The sequence below is a fragment of the Citrobacter freundii complex sp. CFNIH9 genome (assembly GCF_002903305.1).
In the GTDB taxonomy this organism is placed as follows: domain Bacteria; phylum Pseudomonadota; class Gammaproteobacteria; order Enterobacterales; family Enterobacteriaceae; genus Citrobacter; species Citrobacter portucalensis.
In genome coordinates this window covers 4387552-4405965 of the sequence record NZ_CP026238.1, presented here as the reverse complement: position 1 = coordinate 4405965, position 18414 = coordinate 4387552, and the positions used below count along the sequence as shown (strand labels likewise).

19 protein-coding genes and 3 tRNA genes are annotated in these 18414 nt (G+C 53.0%); 13 read left to right on the top strand and 9 right to left on the bottom strand.

The features are described 5' to 3' along the window. Positions 1 to 13: 13 nt before the first annotated feature. Positions 14 to 802 carry a siderophore-iron reductase FhuF gene (gene fhuF, locus C2U43_RS22290; protein ID WP_032942310.1) on the bottom strand — a complete coding sequence of 263 codons (789 nt, stop codon included), beginning with the start codon at positions 800 to 802 and terminating at the stop codon, positions 14 to 16. Between the two features lie 108 nt (positions 803 to 910). Continuing rightward, a complete protein-coding gene (locus C2U43_RS22285) occupies positions 911 to 1987 on the bottom strand; it encodes a GGDEF domain-containing protein (RefSeq protein ID WP_103285797.1) in 1077 nt (358 codons plus the stop codon). Between the two features lie 255 nt (positions 1988 to 2242). On the opposite strand from C2U43_RS22285, the gene C2U43_RS22280 reads away from it, so the two are divergent. Beyond that, on the top strand, positions 2243 to 2479 hold the full coding sequence (locus C2U43_RS22280) for a DUF1435 domain-containing protein (protein ID WP_003019100.1): 237 nt from the start codon (positions 2243 to 2245) through the stop codon (positions 2477 to 2479). 39 nt (positions 2480 to 2518) lie between these two features. Here C2U43_RS22280 and C2U43_RS22275 read toward each other — a convergent pair. The 4 genes from C2U43_RS22275 to rsmC form a co-directional block, all read right to left on the bottom strand. Continuing rightward, positions 2519 to 2604 (bottom strand) — tRNA-Leu (locus C2U43_RS22275). 32 nt (positions 2605 to 2636) lie between these two features. Then, a tRNA-Leu gene (locus C2U43_RS22270) sits at positions 2637 to 2722 on the bottom strand. Positions 2723 to 2750: 28 nt separating this feature from the next. After that, positions 2751 to 2837 (bottom strand) — tRNA-Leu (locus tag C2U43_RS22265). Positions 2838 to 3059: 222 nt separating this feature from the next. Beyond that, positions 3060 to 4091 (bottom strand): 16S rRNA (guanine(1207)-N(2))-methyltransferase RsmC, encoded by a 1032-nt coding sequence (rsmC, locus tag C2U43_RS22260; protein ID WP_008786123.1) that lies wholly within the window; start codon positions 4089 to 4091, stop codon positions 3060 to 3062. A gap of 103 nt (positions 4092 to 4194) precedes the next feature. Here rsmC and holD point away from each other — a divergent pair, with 103 nt between their 5' ends. From holD to C2U43_RS22220, 8 genes are all read left to right on the top strand, one after another. Continuing rightward, a complete protein-coding gene (gene holD, locus C2U43_RS22255) occupies positions 4195 to 4608 on the top strand; it encodes a DNA polymerase III subunit psi (protein ID WP_003829988.1) in 414 nt (137 codons plus the stop codon). Continuing rightward, entirely contained in the window at positions 4577 to 5023 is a 447-nt protein-coding gene (gene rimI, locus C2U43_RS22250) for a ribosomal protein S18-alanine N-acetyltransferase (protein ID WP_003829985.1), read from the top strand. Before holD ends, rimI begins: the two co-directional genes overlap by 32 nt. A gap of 14 nt (positions 5024 to 5037) precedes the next feature. Beyond that, on the top strand, positions 5038 to 5718 hold the full coding sequence (gene yjjG / locus C2U43_RS22245) for a pyrimidine 5'-nucleotidase (RefSeq protein ID WP_008786125.1): 681 nt from the start codon (positions 5038 to 5040) through the stop codon (positions 5716 to 5718). A gap of 92 nt (positions 5719 to 5810) precedes the next feature. Further along, positions 5811 to 7400, top strand: a complete 1590-nt coding sequence (gene prfC, locus C2U43_RS22240) for a peptide chain release factor 3 (RefSeq protein WP_003829982.1) — start codon at positions 5811 to 5813, stop codon at positions 7398 to 7400. A gap of 308 nt (positions 7401 to 7708) precedes the next feature. Next, positions 7709 to 8326, top strand: a complete 618-nt coding sequence (gene osmY, locus C2U43_RS22235; RefSeq protein ID WP_032942312.1) for a molecular chaperone OsmY — start codon at positions 7709 to 7711, stop codon at positions 8324 to 8326. A 127-nt stretch (positions 8327 to 8453) separates the two neighbouring features. Beyond that, a complete protein-coding gene (locus C2U43_RS22230) occupies positions 8454 to 8615 on the top strand; it encodes a DUF1328 domain-containing protein (protein WP_003019081.1) in 162 nt (53 codons plus the stop codon). A gap of 120 nt (positions 8616 to 8735) precedes the next feature. Next, positions 8736 to 9809, top strand: coding sequence for a patatin-like phospholipase family protein (locus C2U43_RS22225; protein ID WP_008786128.1), 1074 nt, complete (start codon positions 8736 to 8738; stop codon positions 9807 to 9809). After that, positions 9806 to 10582 carry a metal-dependent hydrolase gene (locus C2U43_RS22220; RefSeq protein WP_103285796.1) on the top strand — a complete coding sequence of 259 codons (777 nt, stop codon included), beginning with the start codon at positions 9806 to 9808 and terminating at the stop codon, positions 10580 to 10582. Before C2U43_RS22225 ends, C2U43_RS22220 begins: the two co-directional genes overlap by 4 nt. Here the strand turns inward: C2U43_RS22220 and C2U43_RS29465 are convergent. The 3 genes from C2U43_RS29465 to C2U43_RS22205 form a co-directional block, all read right to left on the bottom strand. Beyond that, positions 10572 to 11147: a hypothetical protein gene (locus C2U43_RS29465; RefSeq protein WP_158654563.1), complete on the bottom strand. Its 576-nt coding sequence runs from the start codon at positions 11145 to 11147 to the stop codon at positions 10572 to 10574. The genes C2U43_RS22220 and C2U43_RS29465 overlap by 11 nt on opposite strands. 69 nt (positions 11148 to 11216) lie before the next feature. Next, the gene (locus C2U43_RS22210) at positions 11217 to 12080 is read right to left on the bottom strand and encodes a YjjW family glycine radical enzyme activase (RefSeq protein ID WP_103285794.1); all 864 of its coding nucleotides are present in this window, start codon (positions 12078 to 12080) and stop codon (positions 11217 to 11219) included. Beyond that, the gene (locus tag C2U43_RS22205) at positions 12052 to 13602 is read right to left on the bottom strand and encodes a YjjI family glycine radical enzyme (protein ID WP_103285793.1); all 1551 of its coding nucleotides are present in this window, start codon (positions 13600 to 13602) and stop codon (positions 12052 to 12054) included. Before C2U43_RS22205 ends, C2U43_RS22210 begins: the two co-directional genes overlap by 29 nt. Before the next feature lie 261 nt (positions 13603 to 13863). On the opposite strand from C2U43_RS22205, the gene deoC reads away from it, so the two are divergent. The 4 genes from deoC to deoD all read left to right on the top strand — a co-directional run bounded on the left by deoC (position 13864) and on the right by deoD (position 18300). Next, positions 13864 to 14643, top strand: coding sequence for a deoxyribose-phosphate aldolase (deoC, locus tag C2U43_RS22200; RefSeq protein WP_003019042.1), 780 nt, complete (start codon positions 13864 to 13866; stop codon positions 14641 to 14643). Between the two features lie 135 nt (positions 14644 to 14778). After that, the gene (deoA, locus tag C2U43_RS22195) at positions 14779 to 16101 is read left to right on the top strand and encodes a thymidine phosphorylase (RefSeq protein ID WP_016151609.1); all 1323 of its coding nucleotides are present in this window, start codon (positions 14779 to 14781) and stop codon (positions 16099 to 16101) included. A gap of 51 nt (positions 16102 to 16152) precedes the next feature. Next, positions 16153 to 17376, top strand: a complete 1224-nt coding sequence (gene deoB, locus C2U43_RS22190) for a phosphopentomutase (RefSeq protein WP_003019037.1) — start codon at positions 16153 to 16155, stop codon at positions 17374 to 17376. 204 nt (positions 17377 to 17580) lie between these two features. Beyond that, positions 17581 to 18300, top strand: coding sequence for a purine-nucleoside phosphorylase (gene deoD, locus C2U43_RS22185; protein WP_000224864.1), 720 nt, complete (start codon positions 17581 to 17583; stop codon positions 18298 to 18300). Positions 18301 to 18414 lie beyond the last annotated feature (114 nt).

Here is an 18414-nt window from a genome sequence, read left to right as displayed (position 1 = left end):
TACGGCTCCTCGCTTACTTCAGCGTGCAGTCTCCGCATTGCTGAACGTCAGGCAGGCGATAGCGTTGGCAGCAGGTTCTGCGTACTAACAGCCCCTCGCGCGGAACAACGGTTCGCCACAGAGGGTTATCCTGACCGCAGGAGAGTTGTTTCTCAAAAAAGCAGGTCTGGCGCAGCGTGGTCAGCAGTTCCTCACCTAGCAACGGCTTCATTTCCGTTAAATACCAGTGAATTAAATATCCGGTGTTGCTCCAGATAAGCTTCGCGTTGATCTCGCCCGTCGCTTCCAGCGCCTGCACAACCGGCGTCAGCGCTGAGAGAATCAGCGTTTCCATGCGTTGTTGAGGGGACAGAGCTGTTGCCTGGTGATCCTGATGGACGTCGATCCAGAAGCAGGCCGCACGGCCCGTTTCGTGAAACTCTACGCGCATATGTTCAGGAGAGACGTCGATAGCCTCTTTTTGCGTCAGTAGGGCCACCATTAACGGAGGCATCATCAGGCCGATATACCATTGCGCCCAAAGAGAAATCAGGGGCTTATTTTCGCGGGGTAGCGTGGGTTGGTTGCGATAGATATGGTCTGAATAAACGGCCAGCAGCGAGCTAAGCGTCGCCGGTTGCGTCCATTCATGCAGCGTCATTGCACCTGGCACAGGCGTTTCGTCAAGACGAATGAAGTCCAGCAGGTGCTCGCGAGTTTTGGCTATCGTTGCGCGTACGGCAGCAGCCAGCGAGGGCATCTCTGAGGGGAGATGGCTACGCCAGATGACATCTTCAACGATCGGTGCGGAACGATAAGCCATGTCGATATAAGGATGTTAATCTTAATGATAATGATTGCTAATCCTATAATTGACATTAAGCGATGGCAAGATCTTTGTCGCCATCCCGAGCGGCAGTGCACAGAAAGCTCAGGTAGAAGGGCAGTTTACCCGCAGCTCATCGCTGACCAGGGTATTGTTACGCCCAAGATTCTTGGCCTCGTAAAGGGCTTTATCCGCTTTGGCGATAGCAGCATCAATATCCTGTTCTACCAGAGGTGCAATGCCGATACTGACGGTTACGTTGGTTGCCACGCTCTCATTAAACATGTGAGGGATTTTAAGGTCGTACACTTTCTGGCGGATACGTTCGGCGGCAGCCTGGGCCTGCTGTGGATCGACCGCGGTCAGCAAAATCATAAACTCTTCACCGCCAAAACGCGCCACCACGTCCCGGGAGCGTACGGAGTCTCGGATGGCGGCAGAAACACGGATCAACGCCTGGTCGCCCATCATATGTCCGTAATGATCGTTATAGGATTTGAAATGGTCGATATCCAGCAGCAGAACGAAGTGCCTCGAATTACTCAGAGCCAACAGCGTATCGAGCCGGTGTTGCAGCCCCCGGCGATTATACAAACCGGTTAGCGGGTCGAGCATGCTGAGCCCGTTCAGGGTTTCCCTTTCCTCCAGCAGTTTGTACATCAGTTGCTGAGCGAATCCATCGTAGCGCTTTTGTATCACATGCTGGATGGCGATACCGGCCATAGGCAGCGCCATAAAATAGAAAATCCGCAAACCATGTTCGCTGCCGTTAAGCCATAAACAAACGGCGACGGAGGGGAGTGAGTGGAGCGTAAACGCGATGATATTATTGGCAAAAGCGATAGAGCCAATAAACAGTACGCTGAGCAGCGCTATTAACAGGAAATAATAATCATTCTGACCTAGAGCGTTATATTTCAAGAATATATGTAACGCCCATAACAAGCCAAAAACGATTGAAATAAAAGGGAGATTAATTCTTTTATCCGCGTATTTCCCATGCCATACCAGCAGCAGTGTACTCATCACCAGTATCAGCAACGCCGGTACTGATAAGGCTTTGACCGCAAACAGTGGGAAAAAAAGCGTAAACAGCGCGGAGACTGCGTTGAGCAGCAGAAACAGTCGTAAAGAGAGTTGGTATTTTTTTGTGCGCAGAGTTCGCCAGGATTGTACTGTCATAGGTAAATATTGTTAGTTATCTGCAATGTACGAAGGTGTGTTGGTAAATAAAACAAATAACGAACGGGGTATCATTCGCAGAGGTTTTTATTGTTTTTAGTTGAAGAGCAAACCGCTGAGCAATTTATCACCTTGGATTATTCATGTCATCAATCGTTAAGTAAAACTCATATAATTGATAGTGCTTCACGGCTGACAAATGAGAAATTTTATCATATGATATTGGTTATCATTATCAATGTCATAGGTGAAATCATGTTGCAACGTACGCTGGGCAGTGGATGGGGGGTTCTGCTGCCGGGAATGCTGATTGCCGGGATGGCATATAGCGACCTGTCGGTCTACGTATGGAAGGTGATGATTGTATTAGGATTACTGCTGACTTCGCTCATGCTGTACCACAAACGTTTACGGCACTTTGTTTTGTTACCTTCATGCGCGGCACTGATTGGCGGCATTGTTTTGGTAATGATGAACTGGAATCAGGGATGAACAAAACAGAGAAGGAAATCGAGAGGGAAATAAGATAATTGGTGCGAGGGGGGGGACTCGAACCCCCACATCCTAAGGACACTAACACCTGAAGCTAGCGCGTCTACCAATTCCGCCACCTTCGCACAGTCATCTTATTTTTTTGATATCGCCTCGTTGGTGCGAGGGGGGGGACTCGAACCCCCACATCCTAAGGACACTAACACCTGAAGCTAGCGCGTCTACCAATTCCGCCACCTTCGCCCAGTGCGAGCAATATCAACGTGGATTATGGTGCGAGGGGGGGGACTTGAACCCCCACGTCCGAAAGGACACTAACACCTGAAGCTAGCGCGTCTACCAATTCCGCCACCTTCGCATACCATCGACACTCAAAAAGTATCGTTACCACGGGGGCGAATTCTAGAGATTTTATGCAGGGCGTCAACAGTTAATTTTCGAACTTAACGTGATTGCCGAAAAAAAAGGCGTTTCTTCGGTTTTTGGCGTTTTATGCAGGCCGGATAAGCGATAGCGCCATCCGGCGTTGCTCGGTGTCACGCCGAATGGCGGCGTAAACGCCTTATCTGACCTACAGCCGTTAGGCTTTTTTCGCCTGGCGCGTCATCACTGTGCGATAGACCTTGAAACGTCCGGTCTGCGCGATAACTTCATGGAAGCCAAACACTTCATCCAGTACCTTCGGATAAGGCAGGAAGGCGTTCGCCACAATACGCAGTTCACCACCGCTGTTGAGATGACGCACTGCGCCACGAATCAGCGTTTGTGCAGCATCAAGGCTGGTCTGCATACCGTCGTGGAACGGCGGGTTGGAGATGATCATATCAAAACGACCCGTTACGTCAGAAAAGACGTTACTGGCGATGACGTCACCTTCAATGCCGTTGGCTGCAAGCGTTGCGCGGCTGGCTTCAACGGCGGCGGCGCTAACATCGCACAGGGTTAAGCGCACTTTCGGCGAGTGGCTGGCTAAGGCGACGGAGAGAACGCCTGCGCCACAGCCGACATCCAGCACTTTGCCTTTGGTGTGCGGCGTCAGCGTGGAGAGCAGCAGTTGGCTGCCAACATCCAGACCGTCACGGCTGAAGACGCCCGGCAGCGTTTTGATGGTCAGATTTTCTGTCTGGTATTCATCCCAGTATTTTTCTGCATCAAAGACCGGCTGTTTTTCCAGACGACCGTGGTACAGGCCACAGCGACGTGCGCTGTCGACTTTGTTTAACGGTGCGTATTCGGCAAGCATCTGCTCTGCGCTACGTACGCCGCTGCGATTCTCGCCGACAACAAAAATATCGGTGCCCACCGGTAACAGCGACAGAATGTTCATCAACTGGAACTGGGCTTCCGGCTTATTCTTCGGCCAGTAGTAGATCAGCGTATCGCTATCGGCAACGTCATCGGCCTGCGCGACGAGGCTGAAGCGGACGTTGTCGCCCATCTGGCGGTTAAGCACCTGCCAGTGGTGAAGTTGCTGGGTGTGCGCACGGCTTGCGGCGCTTTCAAAATGGGCAGGCAGGTCATCCTGCAAATCACCGGCAAACAGAATACGGCTTTGTTCGAAATCATCACTGTGGCGCAGCAAGACTTCACTTGCCGGGGTAAAAGCAGACATGGAATGCTCCTTAAATTGTACAGCGGGGGATTATAGTTGTTTGATGGCACGGATTCGACAAATTTGCTATATTTGCGCCCCTGATAGACAGGAGTGTTTCGCTATGACATCCCGACGAGACTGGCAGTTACAGCAACTGGGCATTACGCAGTGGTCGTTGCGTCGTCCTGGCGCACTGCAGGGCGAGATCGCGATTTCCATTCCTGCGCATGTCCGTTTGGTGATGGTTGCTGCACAGTTACCCGCGCTAACCGAACCGTTGATCAGCGATATTTTACGCGCATTAACCGTTAGCCCGGATCAGGTTTTACAACTGACGCCTGACCGTGTCGCCATGCTGCCGCAAGGCAGTCGCTGTAATAGCTGGCGGCTGGGAACCGAAGAGCCGCTGCTGCTGGAGGGCGCTCAGGTCGAGAGTCCTGCGTTTAATGAATTACGGGAAAACCCAGCGGCACGCGCCGCGTTATGGCAACAAATCTGCGCATATGAACACGATTTCTTCCCTCGAGCCGACTGATTTACCCGCAGCATTTCAGATTGAAAAACGCGCCCACGCTTTTCCGTGGAGTGAAAAAACATTTGCCAGCAACCAGGGCGATCGCTACCTCAATTTTCAGTTGAGGGTTGACGACGTGATGGCCGCCTTTGCAATTACGCAGGTCGTACTGGATGAAGCGACGTTGTTCAATATCGCCGTCGATCCTGACTTTCAGCGCCGGGGCCTGGGGCGTGAGCTGCTGGAGCACCTGATCGATGAGCTGGAAAAGCGTGGCATTTTGACCCTGTGGCTTGAAGTGCGCGCCTCGAATGCGGCCGCTATCGCGCTGTACGAAAGCTTAGGCTTTAACGAGGCGACGATCCGTCGCAACTACTATCCAACGGCCGATGGTCACGAAGACGCCATCATCATGGCGTTGCCAATCAGCATGTAAGATAAGGTGTAATGATGAAGAAGTGGGACTGGATTTTCTTTGATGCCGACGAAACGCTGTTTACGTTTGACTCGTTTACCGGCTTACAGCGGATGTTTCTCGACTATAGCATTACCTTTACCGCTGAAGATTTTCAGGACTACCAGGCCGTGAATAAACCGCTGTGGGTGGATTACCAAAACGGCGCGATTACCTCATTACAACTGCAGCATGCCCGCTTTCAGAGCTGGGCCGAACGCCTGAAGGTTGAACCGGGCCAGCTTAATGACGCATTCATCAATGCGATGGCGGAGATCTGCTCACCGTTGCCGGGGGCAGTTTCTCTGCTCAATGCGATTCGCGATAAAACGAAAATCGGCATCATTACTAACGGCTTTACCGCGTTGCAGCAAATCCGCCTTGAGCGGACGGGGCTGCGCGACTATTTCGACCTGCTGGTGATTTCTGAGCAGGTTGGGGTGGCAAAACCCGACCCCCGTATTTTTGACCATGCGCTGGAGCAGGCGGGTAATCCTGACCGTTCTCGCGTGCTGATGGTGGGTGACACCGCAGAGTCCGATATTCTTGGCGGCATTAACGCCGGGCTATCCACCTGCTGGCTAAATACGCACCACCGCGAGCAGCCAGCGGGCATTCAGCCGACCTGGACCGTAGCGTCATTAAGCGAACTGGAGCAGCTCCTGTGTAAACACTGATTGCCTCCCCCCCGTTGATGGGTAAAATAGCCGCAATTTTTCGTATTCAACTTGCCCGGCCCGTTGCCGTGCTTACCTAAGAAGATTTGACTATGACGTTGTCTCCTTATTTGCAAGAGGTGGCCAAACGCCGCACTTTTGCCATTATTTCTCACCCGGATGCCGGTAAAACGACAATTACTGAAAAGGTACTGTTATTCGGACAGGCCATTCAGACCGCCGGTACGGTAAAAGGCCGTGGCTCCAGCCAGCATGCAAAATCTGACTGGATGGAAATGGAAAAGCAGCGTGGTATCTCCATTACCACCTCTGTGATGCAGTTTCCGTATCATGACTGCCTGGTGAACCTGCTGGACACCCCGGGGCACGAAGACTTCTCCGAAGATACCTATCGTACTCTGACGGCGGTGGACTGCTGCCTGATGGTTATCGATGCCGCAAAAGGCGTCGAGGATCGTACCCGTAAGCTGATGGAAGTTACCCGTCTGCGCGATACGCCGATCCTGACCTTTATGAACAAACTCGACCGTGACATCCGCGATCCGATGGAGCTGCTGGATGAAGTCGAGAACGAACTGAAAATCGGCTGTGCGCCAATCACCTGGCCGATTGGCTGCGGTAAGTTGTTCAAAGGTGTCTATCACCTTTATAAAGATGAAACTTACCTGTATCAGACCGGTAAAGGACACACCATTCAGGAAGTGCGTGTTGTTAAAGGTCTGAACAACCCGGAACTTGATGCTGCCGTGGGTGAAGACCTGGCGCAGCAGCTGCGCGACGAGCTGGAGCTGGTGCAGGGCGCGTCCAACGAGTTCGACCATGAGCTGTTCCTCGCGGGAGAAATCACCCCGGTCTTCTTCGGTACCGCGCTGGGTAACTTCGGCGTTGACCATATGCTGGACGGCTTAGTGGAGTGGGCGCCTGCGCCGATGCCGCGTAAAACCGACACCCGCGTCGTTGAAGCCTCAGAAGAGAAGTTCACCGGTTTCGTGTTTAAAATTCAGGCCAACATGGACCCGAAACACCGTGACCGCGTGGCGTTCATGCGTGTGGTATCCGGCAAGTATGAGAAAGGCATGAAAATGCGCCAGGTGCGCATTGGTAAAGACGTGGTGATCTCCGACGCACTCACCTTTATGGCCGGTGACCGTTCTCATGTGGAAGAAGCGTATCCGGGCGATATTCTCGGTCTGCATAACCACGGCACTATCCAGATCGGCGATACCTTTACACAGGGCGAAATGATGAAGTTCACCGGTATTCCGAACTTCGCACCGGAGCTGTTCCGTCGTATTCGCCTGAAGGATCCATTGAAGCAGAAACAGCTGCTGAAAGGGCTGGTTCAGCTGTCAGAAGAGGGCGCAGTGCAGGTATTCCGTCCGATCGCCAATAACGATTTGATCGTGGGCGCTGTCGGTGTGCTGCAGTTTGACGTGGTGGTTTCACGTCTGAAGAGCGAGTACAACGTTGAAGCGATTTATGAATCTGTCAACGTGGCGACTGCGCGCTGGGTAGAATGTTCTGACGTGAAGAAATTCGAAGAATTTAAGCGTAAGAACGAAATTCAGCTAGCGCTGGATGGCGGCGATAACCTCACCTATATCGCACCAACCATGGTTAACCTGAATCTCACTCAGGAACGTTACCCGGACGTTCAGTTCCGTAAAACACGCGAACACTAATCGACCTTCCAGGGCACGGTATCCGCCGTGTCCTGCAACTTTTCCTGTCTTTTAAATCCCTTGCGGAATGTTCTTAAAACCTCGCGTTTTTCTTTTGTTTGCCTGTTTTTTAATCAATTCTGACTGCGATCACGAAATCGTGAACTATATTTAACAATGTGATGACATAAATATCGGCGTTAAATGCTTTTTAGGCTGCCTGTTGCAGCGTCTATTGCTGATATTTATTCCACTTACAAGATTAGTTGCTGGTTCAGGCCGTGTAACGGCAGAGCATAGCTTTTAGCAAAACATACAGGAATACATCGATGACAATGACAGGACTTAAGATTTCTAAAACGCTGCTGGCCGTGATGCTGACCTCCGCTGTTGCAACGGGTTCTGCTTATGCAGAAAACGCCACGATGGATAAAGCGCAATCCGGCGTCGAAAGTGCGGGGCAGAAAGTCGATAGCTCTATGAACAAAGTCGGTAATTTCATGGATGACAGCACCATCACCGCGAAAGTAAAAGCCGCGCTGGTGGACCACGAAAGCATTAAGAGCACCGATATTTCCGTCAAAACAGACCAAAAGGTGGTGACACTAAGCGGGTTTGTTGAAAGCCAGGCACAGGCCGAAGAAGCGGTGAAAGTGGCGAAAGGCGTTGAGGGCGTGACCTCCGTTAGCGACAAACTGCATGTGCGTGATAGTAAAGACACCTCCGTTAAAGGCTATGCGGGCGATACGGCAATCACCAGTGAGGTAAAAGCCAAGCTGCTGGCCGATGATATCGTCCCTTCCCGCAAGGTGAAAGTTGAGACCACCGAGGGCGTAGTGCAACTTTCAGGCACCGTCGATTCACAGGCTCAAAGCGATCGTGCTGAGAGCATCGCCAAAGCGATTGATGGCGTGAAAAGCGTCAAAAACGATCTCAAAACTCAGTAATTAGACTTAATTCGTCCTTCTGACGTTTGTCGGGAGGCGTGTTGTGCACCACACTGAAAATATCGCCGATGGGCAGCCTGAGCGCTCATATCAAGCGGTGAAATTAACTATGGTAAAGGAGAAGCATATGTTTCGATGGGGCATCATATTTCTGGTTATCGCGTTAATTGCCGCCGCACTCGGTTTTGGTGGACTGGCGGGTACTGCAGCCGGCGCAGCGAAAATTGTTTTCGTGGTGGGGATCATTCTGTTTCTGGTCAGCCTGTTTACCGGGCGTAAACGACCCTAGCCCATAGCCGTAAAGAAAAATTGCTACTAAGCCAGTCCATTGGACTGGCTTTTACGGTTTTAGCGTCAGGCAATTTGCGTTACTTTGTTGCTCTATTACAAAAACAACAGGAAGGCAGAGGTGGGGCAGAGAATACCCGTCACGCTCGGTAATATTGCGCCGTTATCGTTACGTCCGTTTCAACCAGGCAATATGGCGCTGGTGTGCGAGGGTGGGGGACAAAGAGGTATCTTTACCGCTGGCGTACTGGATGAATTCATGCGCGCGCAGTTTAATCCTTTTGAGCTCTTCTACGGGACGTCCGCTGGCGCGCAAAACCTTTCAGCCTATCTCTGTAACCAGCCCGGTTACGGCCGCAAAGTTATTATGCGATACACTACCCGACGCGAATTTTTTGACCCGGTGCGCTTTGTGCGCGGGGGAAACTTAATCGATCTCGACTGGCTGGTGGATTCGACTGCGTCCCAGATGCCGCTGGCAATGGATAACGCCGAGCGTCTGTTTGCCGCAGGGAAAGCGTTTTATATGTGCGCCTGTCGGGGCGATGATTACACGCCCGGCTATTTTTCGCCGAACCGGCAAAACTGGCTCGACCTCATTCGAGCCTCCAGCGCGATTCCCGGGTTCTACCGCACAGGGGTTGTATTGGACGGCGTGAACTATCTGGATGGAGGAGTTAGTGATGCCATACCTGTGCAGGAGGCAGCGAAGCAGGGGGCAAAAACGTTGGTAGTGATTCGCACTGTGCCTTCGCAAATGTATTACACCCCGCAGTGGTTCAAACGTATGGAGCGCTGGTTGGGTGAAAGTAGCCTGCAACCGTTTCTGAATCTGGTGCAGCATCATGAGACCAGCTATCGTGCTATCCAGAGTTTTATTGAGAAGCCGCCGGGCAAGCTGCGTATTTTTGAGATCTATCCGCCAAAACCACTCCATAGCATGGCGTTGGGCAGCCGTATTCCGGCGCTGAGGGAAGATTACAAAACCGGACGCCTGTGCGGTCGTTACTTTCTGGCGACAGTCGGCAAACTGCTGGCGAAAAATGCGCCGCTGCCTCGTCAGACGCCGAAGATTGTGGTGCCGGGGCCGGTGGTAGTTCCTCCCGCGCCGGTGGCCAACGATGCCCATGTGCCAGTGGTGACCGATGCGCCTCAGGCGAACGACACGACGTTTGATAATGAGGATTTGGCGTGAGTTATCGTTTTATCGATACGCATTGTCACTTTGATTTCCCGCCGTTTACCGGCGATGAATCTGCCAGCATTCAGCGCGCGGCGGAGGTTGGTGTACAGAGCATTATCGTTCCGGCCACCCAGGCGGCGAATTTTCCCCGCGTACTGGCGTTAGCGGAAAATTATCCTCCATTGTTTGCCGCGCTTGGTCTGCATCCCATTGTTATTGAAAAACATAGCGATGACTGCCTGGACCAGTTGCAACAGGAGCTGGATAAGCGCCCACAAAAGCTGGTGGCGGTAGGCGAGATTGGATTGGATCTGTATCGGGACGATCCGCAATTCGATAAGCAAGAGCGGGTGCTGGAAGCGCAGCTAAAGCTGGCGAAGCGGTATGAATTGCCGGTGATCCTGCATTCGCGGCGCACCCATGACAAGCTGGCGATGCACCTGAAACGTCATGCTTTGCCGCGAACTGGCGTGGTGCATGGTTTTTCCGGGAGCGTGCAGCAGGCAGAGCGCTTTGTGCAACTGGGATACAAAATTGGCGTGGGAGGCACCATTACCTATCCGCGCGCCAGTAAAACCCGCGAGGTAATAGCGCAACTGCCGCTGGAATCGCTGTTGCTGGAAACCGACGCGCCGGATATGCCGCTCAACGGTTTTCAGGGGCAGCCTAACCGCCCGGAGCAGGTAGTCAGAGTCTTTGACGTCTTATGCGAACTGCGCCCGGAACCTGCGGACGTGATCGCTGACGCGCTGTATCGTAATACCACGGCGCTGTTTAACATGTGATTGGATGGCGTAGCCAGCCGACAAAAGTGTCCGCTTCGTAGGCCTGATAAGCGAAGCGCATCAGGCATAACTTCGTCGGATGGCGGCTGCGCCTTATCCGGCCTACAAAAGTATGCGCTTCGTAGGCCTGATAAGCGAAGCGCATCAGGCATAACTTCGTCGGATGGCAGCTGCGCCTAATCCGGCCTACAAAAGTGTGCGCTTCGTAGGCCAGATAAGCGAAGCGCATCAGGCATATCTTTGCCGGATGGCGGCTGCGCCTAATCCGGCCTACAAAAGTATGCGCTCCGTAGGCCTGATAAGCGAAGCGCATCAGGCATAACTTCGCCGGATGGCGGCTGCGCCTAATCCGGCCTACAAAAGTGTCCGCTTCGTAGGCCTGATAAGCAAAGCGCATCAGGCATAACTTCGCCGGATGGCGGCTGCGCCTAATCCGGCCTACAAAAGTGTGCGCTTCGTATGCCTGATAAGCGAAGCGCATCAGGCATATCTTCGCCGGATCGCGGCTGCGTCTTATCCGGCCTACAAAAGTGTGCGCTTCGTAGGCCTGATAAGCAAAGCGCATCAGGCATATTTTTGCCGGTTGGCAGCTGTGTTTTCTCCGGCCTGCAAATGATGTAGCCGCATCCGGCAATCACAGGTACAGCGCCGGGAAGATCAAATTATCCACCCTGCGCTCGCGCAATCTTTGCGCCAGGTGTTCCACATCCTTCGGCGTGGCGCTCGGCCAGTCCTTCGCTTCGCCATACACCCCGTGCGCATGAAAGGCATTCAGCCGTACCGGTACGTCACCGGTGCGTTTGATAAACGCCGCCAGCGCATCGATATGCTGTAGATAATCTTCCTGACCAGGAATAACCAGCAGGCGGAGTTCCGCCAGTTTTCTCTGCCCGGACAAAAAGGTAATGCTTTGCTTAATCAGCGTGTTATCGCGGCCGGTAAGCTGCCGATGACACGTGCTGTCCCAAGCTTTTAAATCCAGCATTACGCCGTCGCACACCGGCAGCAGCTTCTGCCAGCCGGTTTCGCTCAGCATGCCGTTGCTGTCGACCATGCAGGTCAGGTGTTGCAACTGCGGATCGGTTTTAATCGCGGTAAATAGCGCCACAATAAACGGCAGCTGGGTAGTCGCTTCACCGCCACTAACGGTTATCCCTTCGATAAACAGCACTGCCTTGCGAATATGTTGCAGCACTTCATCAACGCTCATACTCTGCGCCATCGGCGTGGCCTGCTGGGGGCACATATGCAGGCAGGTGTCACACTGCTGACACACATCGGACTGCCACCACACTTTCCCTGCGCTCAGGCTCAGCGCCTCATGCGGGCAATGCAGCACACACTCCCCGCAGTCGTTGCAGCGTCCCATCGTCCACGGATTGTGGCAATTTTTACAGCGCAGATTACATCCTTGCAGAAACAGAGCCAGGCGACTGCCCGGCCCGTCGACGCAGGAGAAAGGAATCAGCCTACTGACTAAAGCGCATCTGCTGTTCATGGCTAATCACGCGAGGTTGTCGTTCCAGAATGCGCGTATTGCGCGCGGCTTCTTCGCCAAGCCAGGTGGTGTTGGTTCGTGACCCTTCGGCGCGATACTTTTCCAGATCCGACAGGCGCACCATATACCCGGTGACACGGACCAGATCGTTGCCGCTCACGTTGGCGGTAAACTCGCGCATTCCGGCTTTAAACGCCCCGAGGCACAACTGCACCAGCGCCTGAGGATTACGCTTGATGGTTTCATCCAGCGTGAGAATGTCGCTGATCCCGGCGTGATAAAACGCGTGATGTGGCGCGACGGTTTGCAGATGGGTGATCGGGTCCGGCTCATCGCCGTAAGGCAGGCGTGCACCTGGCGTGGTGCCGATGTCAGAACTGATCCCCGACTGTGCATGCAGCATCGCGCGCTGCTTCCAGCCATATTTCACCGGGGTATTTTCGACAAACTCCGCCAGGTAGGCGCTAATACGATAGCCGAGCTGATTGGCGAACTCATCTTTCCCATAGCGCGCATTCTGTCCCGCCTTATCGCACAGCAGGTTCACCGCCTCCGCCAGACCATACATCCCGAACATAGGCACAAAACGTTCGGGATCAATCAACCCTTCCTGCACGAGGAAGCTATTCTCAAAGAAATGTGATTTCTCATAGAGGAATTCACATCGTGAATCAATGATGGCGATTTGCTGCTGGCAGTAGTGCGGTAGGGTGCGAGTAAAGAAGTCATCGACAGAGGTGCTGCGCTCTGCGATGGCTTTCAGATTAAGCCTGACCAGCGTGCTTCCACCCCCGGCGAGCGGCAAAGAGTTGTAACAACTGACGACGCCATACTGACCTTTTGTGAAAATTTTATCATTTTCAGGGCCGTTGGAAATATGCGGCTTACTGCACTCGCAGATATTTTGCGCCACGTTGAGCAGCAGATCGTCAGGTGTGATTTGCGGGTCATAAATGAATGTCAGATTAGGCGAAACCTGCTTTAACTCTGCATCTGCGCGTAAAATTGCACGGGTGACTGGTGTATCGGCGGGGCCGATATTGGCATGCATAAACGCGTCTGGCAGGGTTCTGTCGAGATAACGCCAGAAACGTTTTATTCGAATATCGATCTCGTCTTGTGTTAGAATTATAACATACGGTTGCAGCAAGGCATCGAGCTGGCCGAGATAAACCGGCATCGACGTCACTGACGGAACATGGTGGTAAAGAATAGTGAGTAAGGACAACGCGTCATCAAGATCCCTGGCGCCTTCCAGCTCCAGCCACGATGAGCCATTGGCCAGAAAACGCGCGTAATCGGGTAAAACATAGCGCGGTTTGAACGGGGCATGACCTTCGTACATATCGCAGATTACCCCATCATCCAGCGCCTGACGTGCCTGTGCAGGCAGTTGCGGGTAAGGCAGCGCGTTTTCAGCCTCCAGCGCCAGAAAATGGCGTTTCTGCTCAGGGCTGAGCACCGGACTGGTCACGATTTGTTGGCAACGCTGTTGCAGCGCGAGTTCGCTTGAAGTGGGCATCGTTGATTCCTTTTTATCCCGAAGGTGTAACGCCATTGTAGAAAGCAACGCCGCCGCAACCTTTGATCCGGATGCGCCTGATGCCACCGCATCCCTTTAGAAAAGATGATTTATTTGAAGTAGATCTCATTAGAGTAATGCAAATCTGTATGTGGTTTTCATTAACTGTGATGTATATCGAAGTGTAATAGCGAGCGGATGTTAGAATACTAACAAACTCGCAAGGTGAAATTTTATACGGCGATGCCGTTGGAGAATGTTATGACCGATTTAACAGCAAGCAGCCTGCGTGCACTGAAACTGATGGACCTGACCACCCTGAATGACGACGACACCAATGAAAAAGTGATCGCGTTGTGTCATCAGGCGAAGACCCCGGTTGGCAACACTGCCGCAATCTGTATCTATCCGCGTTTCATCCCTATTGCGCGTAAGACCCTGAAAGAGCAGGGCACGCCGGACATCCGCATTGCAACCGTAACCAACTTCCCGCATGGCAACGACGACATCGAGATTGCGCTGGCTGAAACCCGCGCGGCGATTGCTTACGGCGCAGATGAAGTTGACGTGGTGTTCCCGTACCGTGCGCTGATCGCCGGTAACGAGCAGATTGGTTTCGATCTGGTTAAAGCCTGCAAAGACGCGTGTGCGGCGGCAAACGTGCTGCTGAAAGTCATCATCGAAACCGGTGAGTTGAAAGAAGAAGCTCTGATTCGCAAAGCGTCTGAAATCTCCATCAAAGCTGGTGCTGATTTCATCAAAACCTCTACCGGTAAAGTGCCGGTCAATGCGACGCCGGAAAGCGCACGCATCATGATGGAAGTGATCCGCGACATGGGTGTTTCTAAAACTGTAGGTTTCAAACCGGCTGGTGGCGTGCGCACTGCAGAAGATGCACAGCAGTTCCTGGCGATTGCCGATGAACTGTTTGGCGCTGACTGGGCTGATTCTCGTCACTACCGTTTTGGCGCATCCAGCCTGCTGGCGAGCCTGCTGAAAGCGCTGGGTCACGGCGACGGCAAGAGCGCAAGCAGCTATTAAGCCTTATATTGCCGGAGCTGTAGCGACGTAGGCCGGATAAGGCGTAGCCGCCATCCGGCATTAAGACGACTGCCGGGTGGCGCGTTGCTTACCCGGCCTACAACGGCCTTCTACTCTTTTCCCCTGGGGGTTACCGTGTTTCTCGCACAAGAAATTATTCGTAAAAAACGTGATGGTCATGCGCTGAGCGATGAAGAAATTCGTTTCTTTATCAATGGTATTCGCGACAACACCATCTCTGAAGGGCAAATCGCCGCCCTGGCGATGACCATTTTCTTCCACGATATGACAATGCCTGAGCGAGTTTCGCTGACCATGGCAATGCGTGATTCAGGAACCGTGCTGGACTGGAAAAGCCTGCAGCTGAACGGCCCGATTGTGGATAAACACTCTACCGGCGGTGTAGGTGACGTAACGTCACTGATGTTAGGCCCGATGGTCGCAGCGTGCGGCGGCTATATTCCGATGATCTCCGGGCGTGGCCTGGGGCATACCGGCGGTACGCTCGATAAACTGGAAGCGATTCCTGGATTTGACATCTTCCCGGACGACGCGCGCTTCCGTGAAATTATTAAAGACGTGGGTGTGGCGATTATTGGGCAAACCAGCTCGCTCGCACCGGCGGATAAACGTTTTTATGCCACCCGCGATATTACCGCGACGGTGGATTCCATCCCGCTGATTACCGGTTCCATTCTGGCGAAAAAACTGGCGGAAGGGCTGGATGCGCTAGTGATGGATGTGAAAGTGGGCAGCGGCGCCTTTATGCCGACCTACGAGCTTTCTGAAGCTCTTGCTGAAGCGATTGTCGGTGTGGCAAACGGTGCGGGTGTACGTACCACCGCGCTGTTAACCGATATGAATCAGGTGCTGGCCTCCAGCGCAGGTAACGCGGTCGAAGTTCGCGAAGCGGTGCAGTTCCTGACCGGTGAATACCGCAATCCACGTCTGTTAGACGTCACCATGGCGCTGTGCGTGGAAATGCTGATCTCCGGCAATCTGGCGAAAGATGACGCCGAAGCCCGTGCGAAATTGCAGGCGGTGCTGGACAACGGTAAAGCGGCAGAGATTTTTGGTCGCATGGTTGCGGCGCAAAAAGGCCCGACCGATTTCGTCGAAAATTATGCGAAGTATCTGCCGACGGCAATGCTCAGCAAAGCGGTATATGCTGATACCGAAGGTTTTGTCAGCGCGATGGATACCCGTGCGCTGGGGATGGCGGTCGTTTCCATGGGCGGCGGTCGTCGTCAGGCTTCGGACACCATTGATTACAGCGTTGGCTTTAGCGATATGGCGCGTCTGGGCGACAGCGTAGACGGACAACGCCCGCTGGCGGTGATCCACGCGAAAGACGAAGCCAGCTGGCAGGAAGCGGCGAAAGCGGTCAAAGCGGCAATTAGCCTTGACGATAAAGCGCCAGAAATTACACCGACAGTCTATCGTCGTATTACCGAATAACTGTATACTGATCTGATCGCTTTTTTGCGGCGCAGATGTATGGAGAACAAGATGAAACGTGCATTTATTATGGTGCTGGACTCCTTTGGTATTGGTGCGACTGAAGATGCGGATCGCTTTGGCGACGTAGGTTCAGACACTATGGGACACATTGCAGAAGCCTGTGCGAAAGGTGAGGCTGACAATGGTCGCAAAGGTCCACTGAATCTGCCTAACCTGACCCGTCTGGGCCTGGTGAAAGCTCACGAAGGTTCTACCGGTAAAATTGCTGCTGGTATGGACGGTAACGCGGAAGTGATTGGTGCCTACGCATGGGCGCATGAACTTTCTTCCGGGAAAGACACGCCGTCTGGCCACTGGGAAATCGCGGGTGTCCCGGTTCTGTTTGATTGGGGTTATTTCTCCGATCATGAAAACAGTTTCCCGCAGGAACTGCTGGATAAACTGGTAAAACGTGCCAACCTGCCAGGCTACCTCGGCAACTGCCACTCTTCCGGTACCGTGATCCTGGATCAGCTGGGTGAAGAGCATATGAAAACCGGCAAGCCGATTTTCTATACCTCCGCTGACTCCGTGTTCCAGATTGCCTGCCACGAAGAGACGTTTGGCCTGGATAAACTCTACGAGCTGTGCGAAATCGCACGTGAAGAGCTGACCGAAGGTGGTTACAACATCGGTCGTGTTATCGCACGTCCGTTTATCGGTGATAAAGCCGGTAACTTCCAGCGTACCGGTAACCGTCACGACCTGGCCGTTGAGCCGCCAGCACCGACCGTGCTGCAGAAACTGGTCGACGAAAAAGACGGTCACGTGGTTTCCGTCGGTAAAATCGCGGATATCTACGCTAACTGCGGCATCACCAAAAAAGTGAAAGCCACCGGTCTGGACGCGCTGTTCGACGCCACCATCAAAGAGATGAAAGAAGCAGGTGATAAAACCATCGTCTTCACCAACTTCGTTGATTTCGACTCTTCCTGGGGACATCGTCGCGATATCGCCGGTTATGCTGCTGGCCTGGAACTGTTCGACCGCCGTCTGCCTGAGCTGATGGAGCTGGTGGGTGAAGATGACATTCTGATCCTAACCGCTGACCACGGCTGCGACCCAAGCTGGACCGGCACTGACCACACCCGTGAACACATCCCGGTACTGGTCTACGGCCCGAAAGTGAAACCAGGTTCTTTAGGTCACCGTGAAACCTTCGCGGATATCGGTCAGACGCTGGCGAGCTACTTTGGTACGTCACCGATGGACTACGGTAAAAACATGCTGTAATACCCGTTGTCTTTCGCGCTGTAGATGCGTTGACTTCATTCGCTCACCCCGGTCACATAGTGAATCTATGCTCCCGGGGATTCACGAATTCGTCGCCTTCCTACAACGCGAAATCCTTAGGGTATTTCACTGTTTTGCATACGTTTTGTAGGCCTGATAAGGCGTAGCCGCCATCAGGCAATAACAACGAAATAAGGACAAAAAATGGCAACTCCACATATTAATGCAGAAATGGGTGATTTCGCTGACGTCGTATTGATGCCGGGCGACCCGCTGCGTGCAAAACATATTGCTGAAACTTTCCTCGAAGATGTTCGTGAAGTGAACAACGTTCGCGGTATGTTAGGTTTCACCGGTACTTACAAAGGCCGTAAGATCTCCGTTATGGGTCACGGTATGGGTATCCCGTCCTGCTCCATCTACACCAAAGAGCTGATCACCGATTTCGGCGTGAAGAAAATCATTCGCGTAGGCTCCTGCGGCGCTGTGCGTATGGACGTTAAACTGCGTGACGTGGTTATCGGTATGGGTGCTTGCACCGACTCCAAAGTTAACCGTATCCGTTTTAAAGATCATGACTTCGCTGCTATCGCTGACTTTGACATGGTGCGTAACGCGGTTGATGCGGCAAAAGCACTGGGTGTAGACGCGCGCGTGGGCAACCTGTTCTCTGCTGACCTGTTCTACTCTCCAGACGGTGAAATGTTCGACGTGATGGAAAAATACGGCGTGCTGGGCGTGGAAATGGAAGCGGCGGGCATCTACGGTGTTGCTGCGGAGTTTGGTGCAAAAGCGCTGACCATCTGCACCGTTTCCGACCATATCCGTACTCACGAGCAGACCACTGCCGCTGAACGTCAGACGACCTTCAACGACATGATCAAAATCGCGCTGGAATCCGTTCTGCTGGGCGATAAAGAGTAAGGGTTGTTGTGGCCCGGTGGCGCTTCGCTTACCGGGCCTACGGGAATGCCGCTATTAATGCCTGATGGCGCTTCGCTTATCAGGTCTACAGGAGCGGTCTTGTAGGCCGGATAA

Excerpts from the sequence above, each read along its gene's own strand:
- C2U43_RS22285 (WP_103285797.1), bottom strand. The coding sequence starts at position 1,987 with ATGACAGTACAATCCTGGCGAACTCTGCGCACAAAAAAATACCAACTC.
- fhuF (WP_032942310.1), bottom strand. The coding sequence starts at position 802 with ATGGCTTATCGTTCCGCACCGATCGTTGAAGATGTCATCTGGCGTAGC.
- yjjG (WP_008786125.1), top strand. The coding sequence starts at position 5,038 with ATGAAGAAGTGGGACTGGATTTTCTTTGATGCCGACGAAACGCTGTTT.
- osmY (WP_032942312.1), top strand. The coding sequence starts at position 7,709 with ATGACAATGACAGGACTTAAGATTTCTAAAACGCTGCTGGCCGTGATG.
- deoC (WP_003019042.1), top strand. The coding sequence starts at position 13,864 with ATGACCGATTTAACAGCAAGCAGCCTGCGTGCACTGAAACTGATGGAC.
- C2U43_RS29465 (WP_158654563.1), bottom strand. The coding sequence starts at position 11,147 with ATGCGCTTTGCTTATCAGGCCTACGAAGCGCACACTTTTGTAGGCCGG.
- C2U43_RS22210 (WP_103285794.1), bottom strand. The coding sequence starts at position 12,080 with ATGAACAGCAGATGCGCTTTAGTCAGTAGGCTGATTCCTTTCTCCTGC.
- deoB (WP_003019037.1), top strand. The coding sequence starts at position 16,153 with ATGAAACGTGCATTTATTATGGTGCTGGACTCCTTTGGTATTGGTGCG.
- C2U43_RS22280 (WP_003019100.1), top strand. The coding sequence starts at position 2,243 with ATGTTGCAACGTACGCTGGGCAGTGGATGGGGGGTTCTGCTGCCGGGA.
- C2U43_RS22205 (WP_103285793.1), bottom strand. The coding sequence starts at position 13,602 with ATGCCCACTTCAAGCGAACTCGCGCTGCAACAGCGTTGCCAACAAATC.
- deoD (WP_000224864.1), top strand. The coding sequence starts at position 17,581 with ATGGCAACTCCACATATTAATGCAGAAATGGGTGATTTCGCTGACGTC.
- holD (WP_003829988.1), top strand. The coding sequence starts at position 4,195 with ATGACATCCCGACGAGACTGGCAGTTACAGCAACTGGGCATTACGCAG.
- rimI (WP_003829985.1), top strand. The coding sequence starts at position 4,577 with ATGAACACGATTTCTTCCCTCGAGCCGACTGATTTACCCGCAGCATTT.
- C2U43_RS22230 (WP_003019081.1), top strand. The coding sequence starts at position 8,454 with ATGTTTCGATGGGGCATCATATTTCTGGTTATCGCGTTAATTGCCGCC.
- rsmC (WP_008786123.1), bottom strand. The coding sequence starts at position 4,091 with ATGTCTGCTTTTACCCCGGCAAGTGAAGTCTTGCTGCGCCACAGTGAT.
- prfC (WP_003829982.1), top strand. The coding sequence starts at position 5,811 with ATGACGTTGTCTCCTTATTTGCAAGAGGTGGCCAAACGCCGCACTTTT.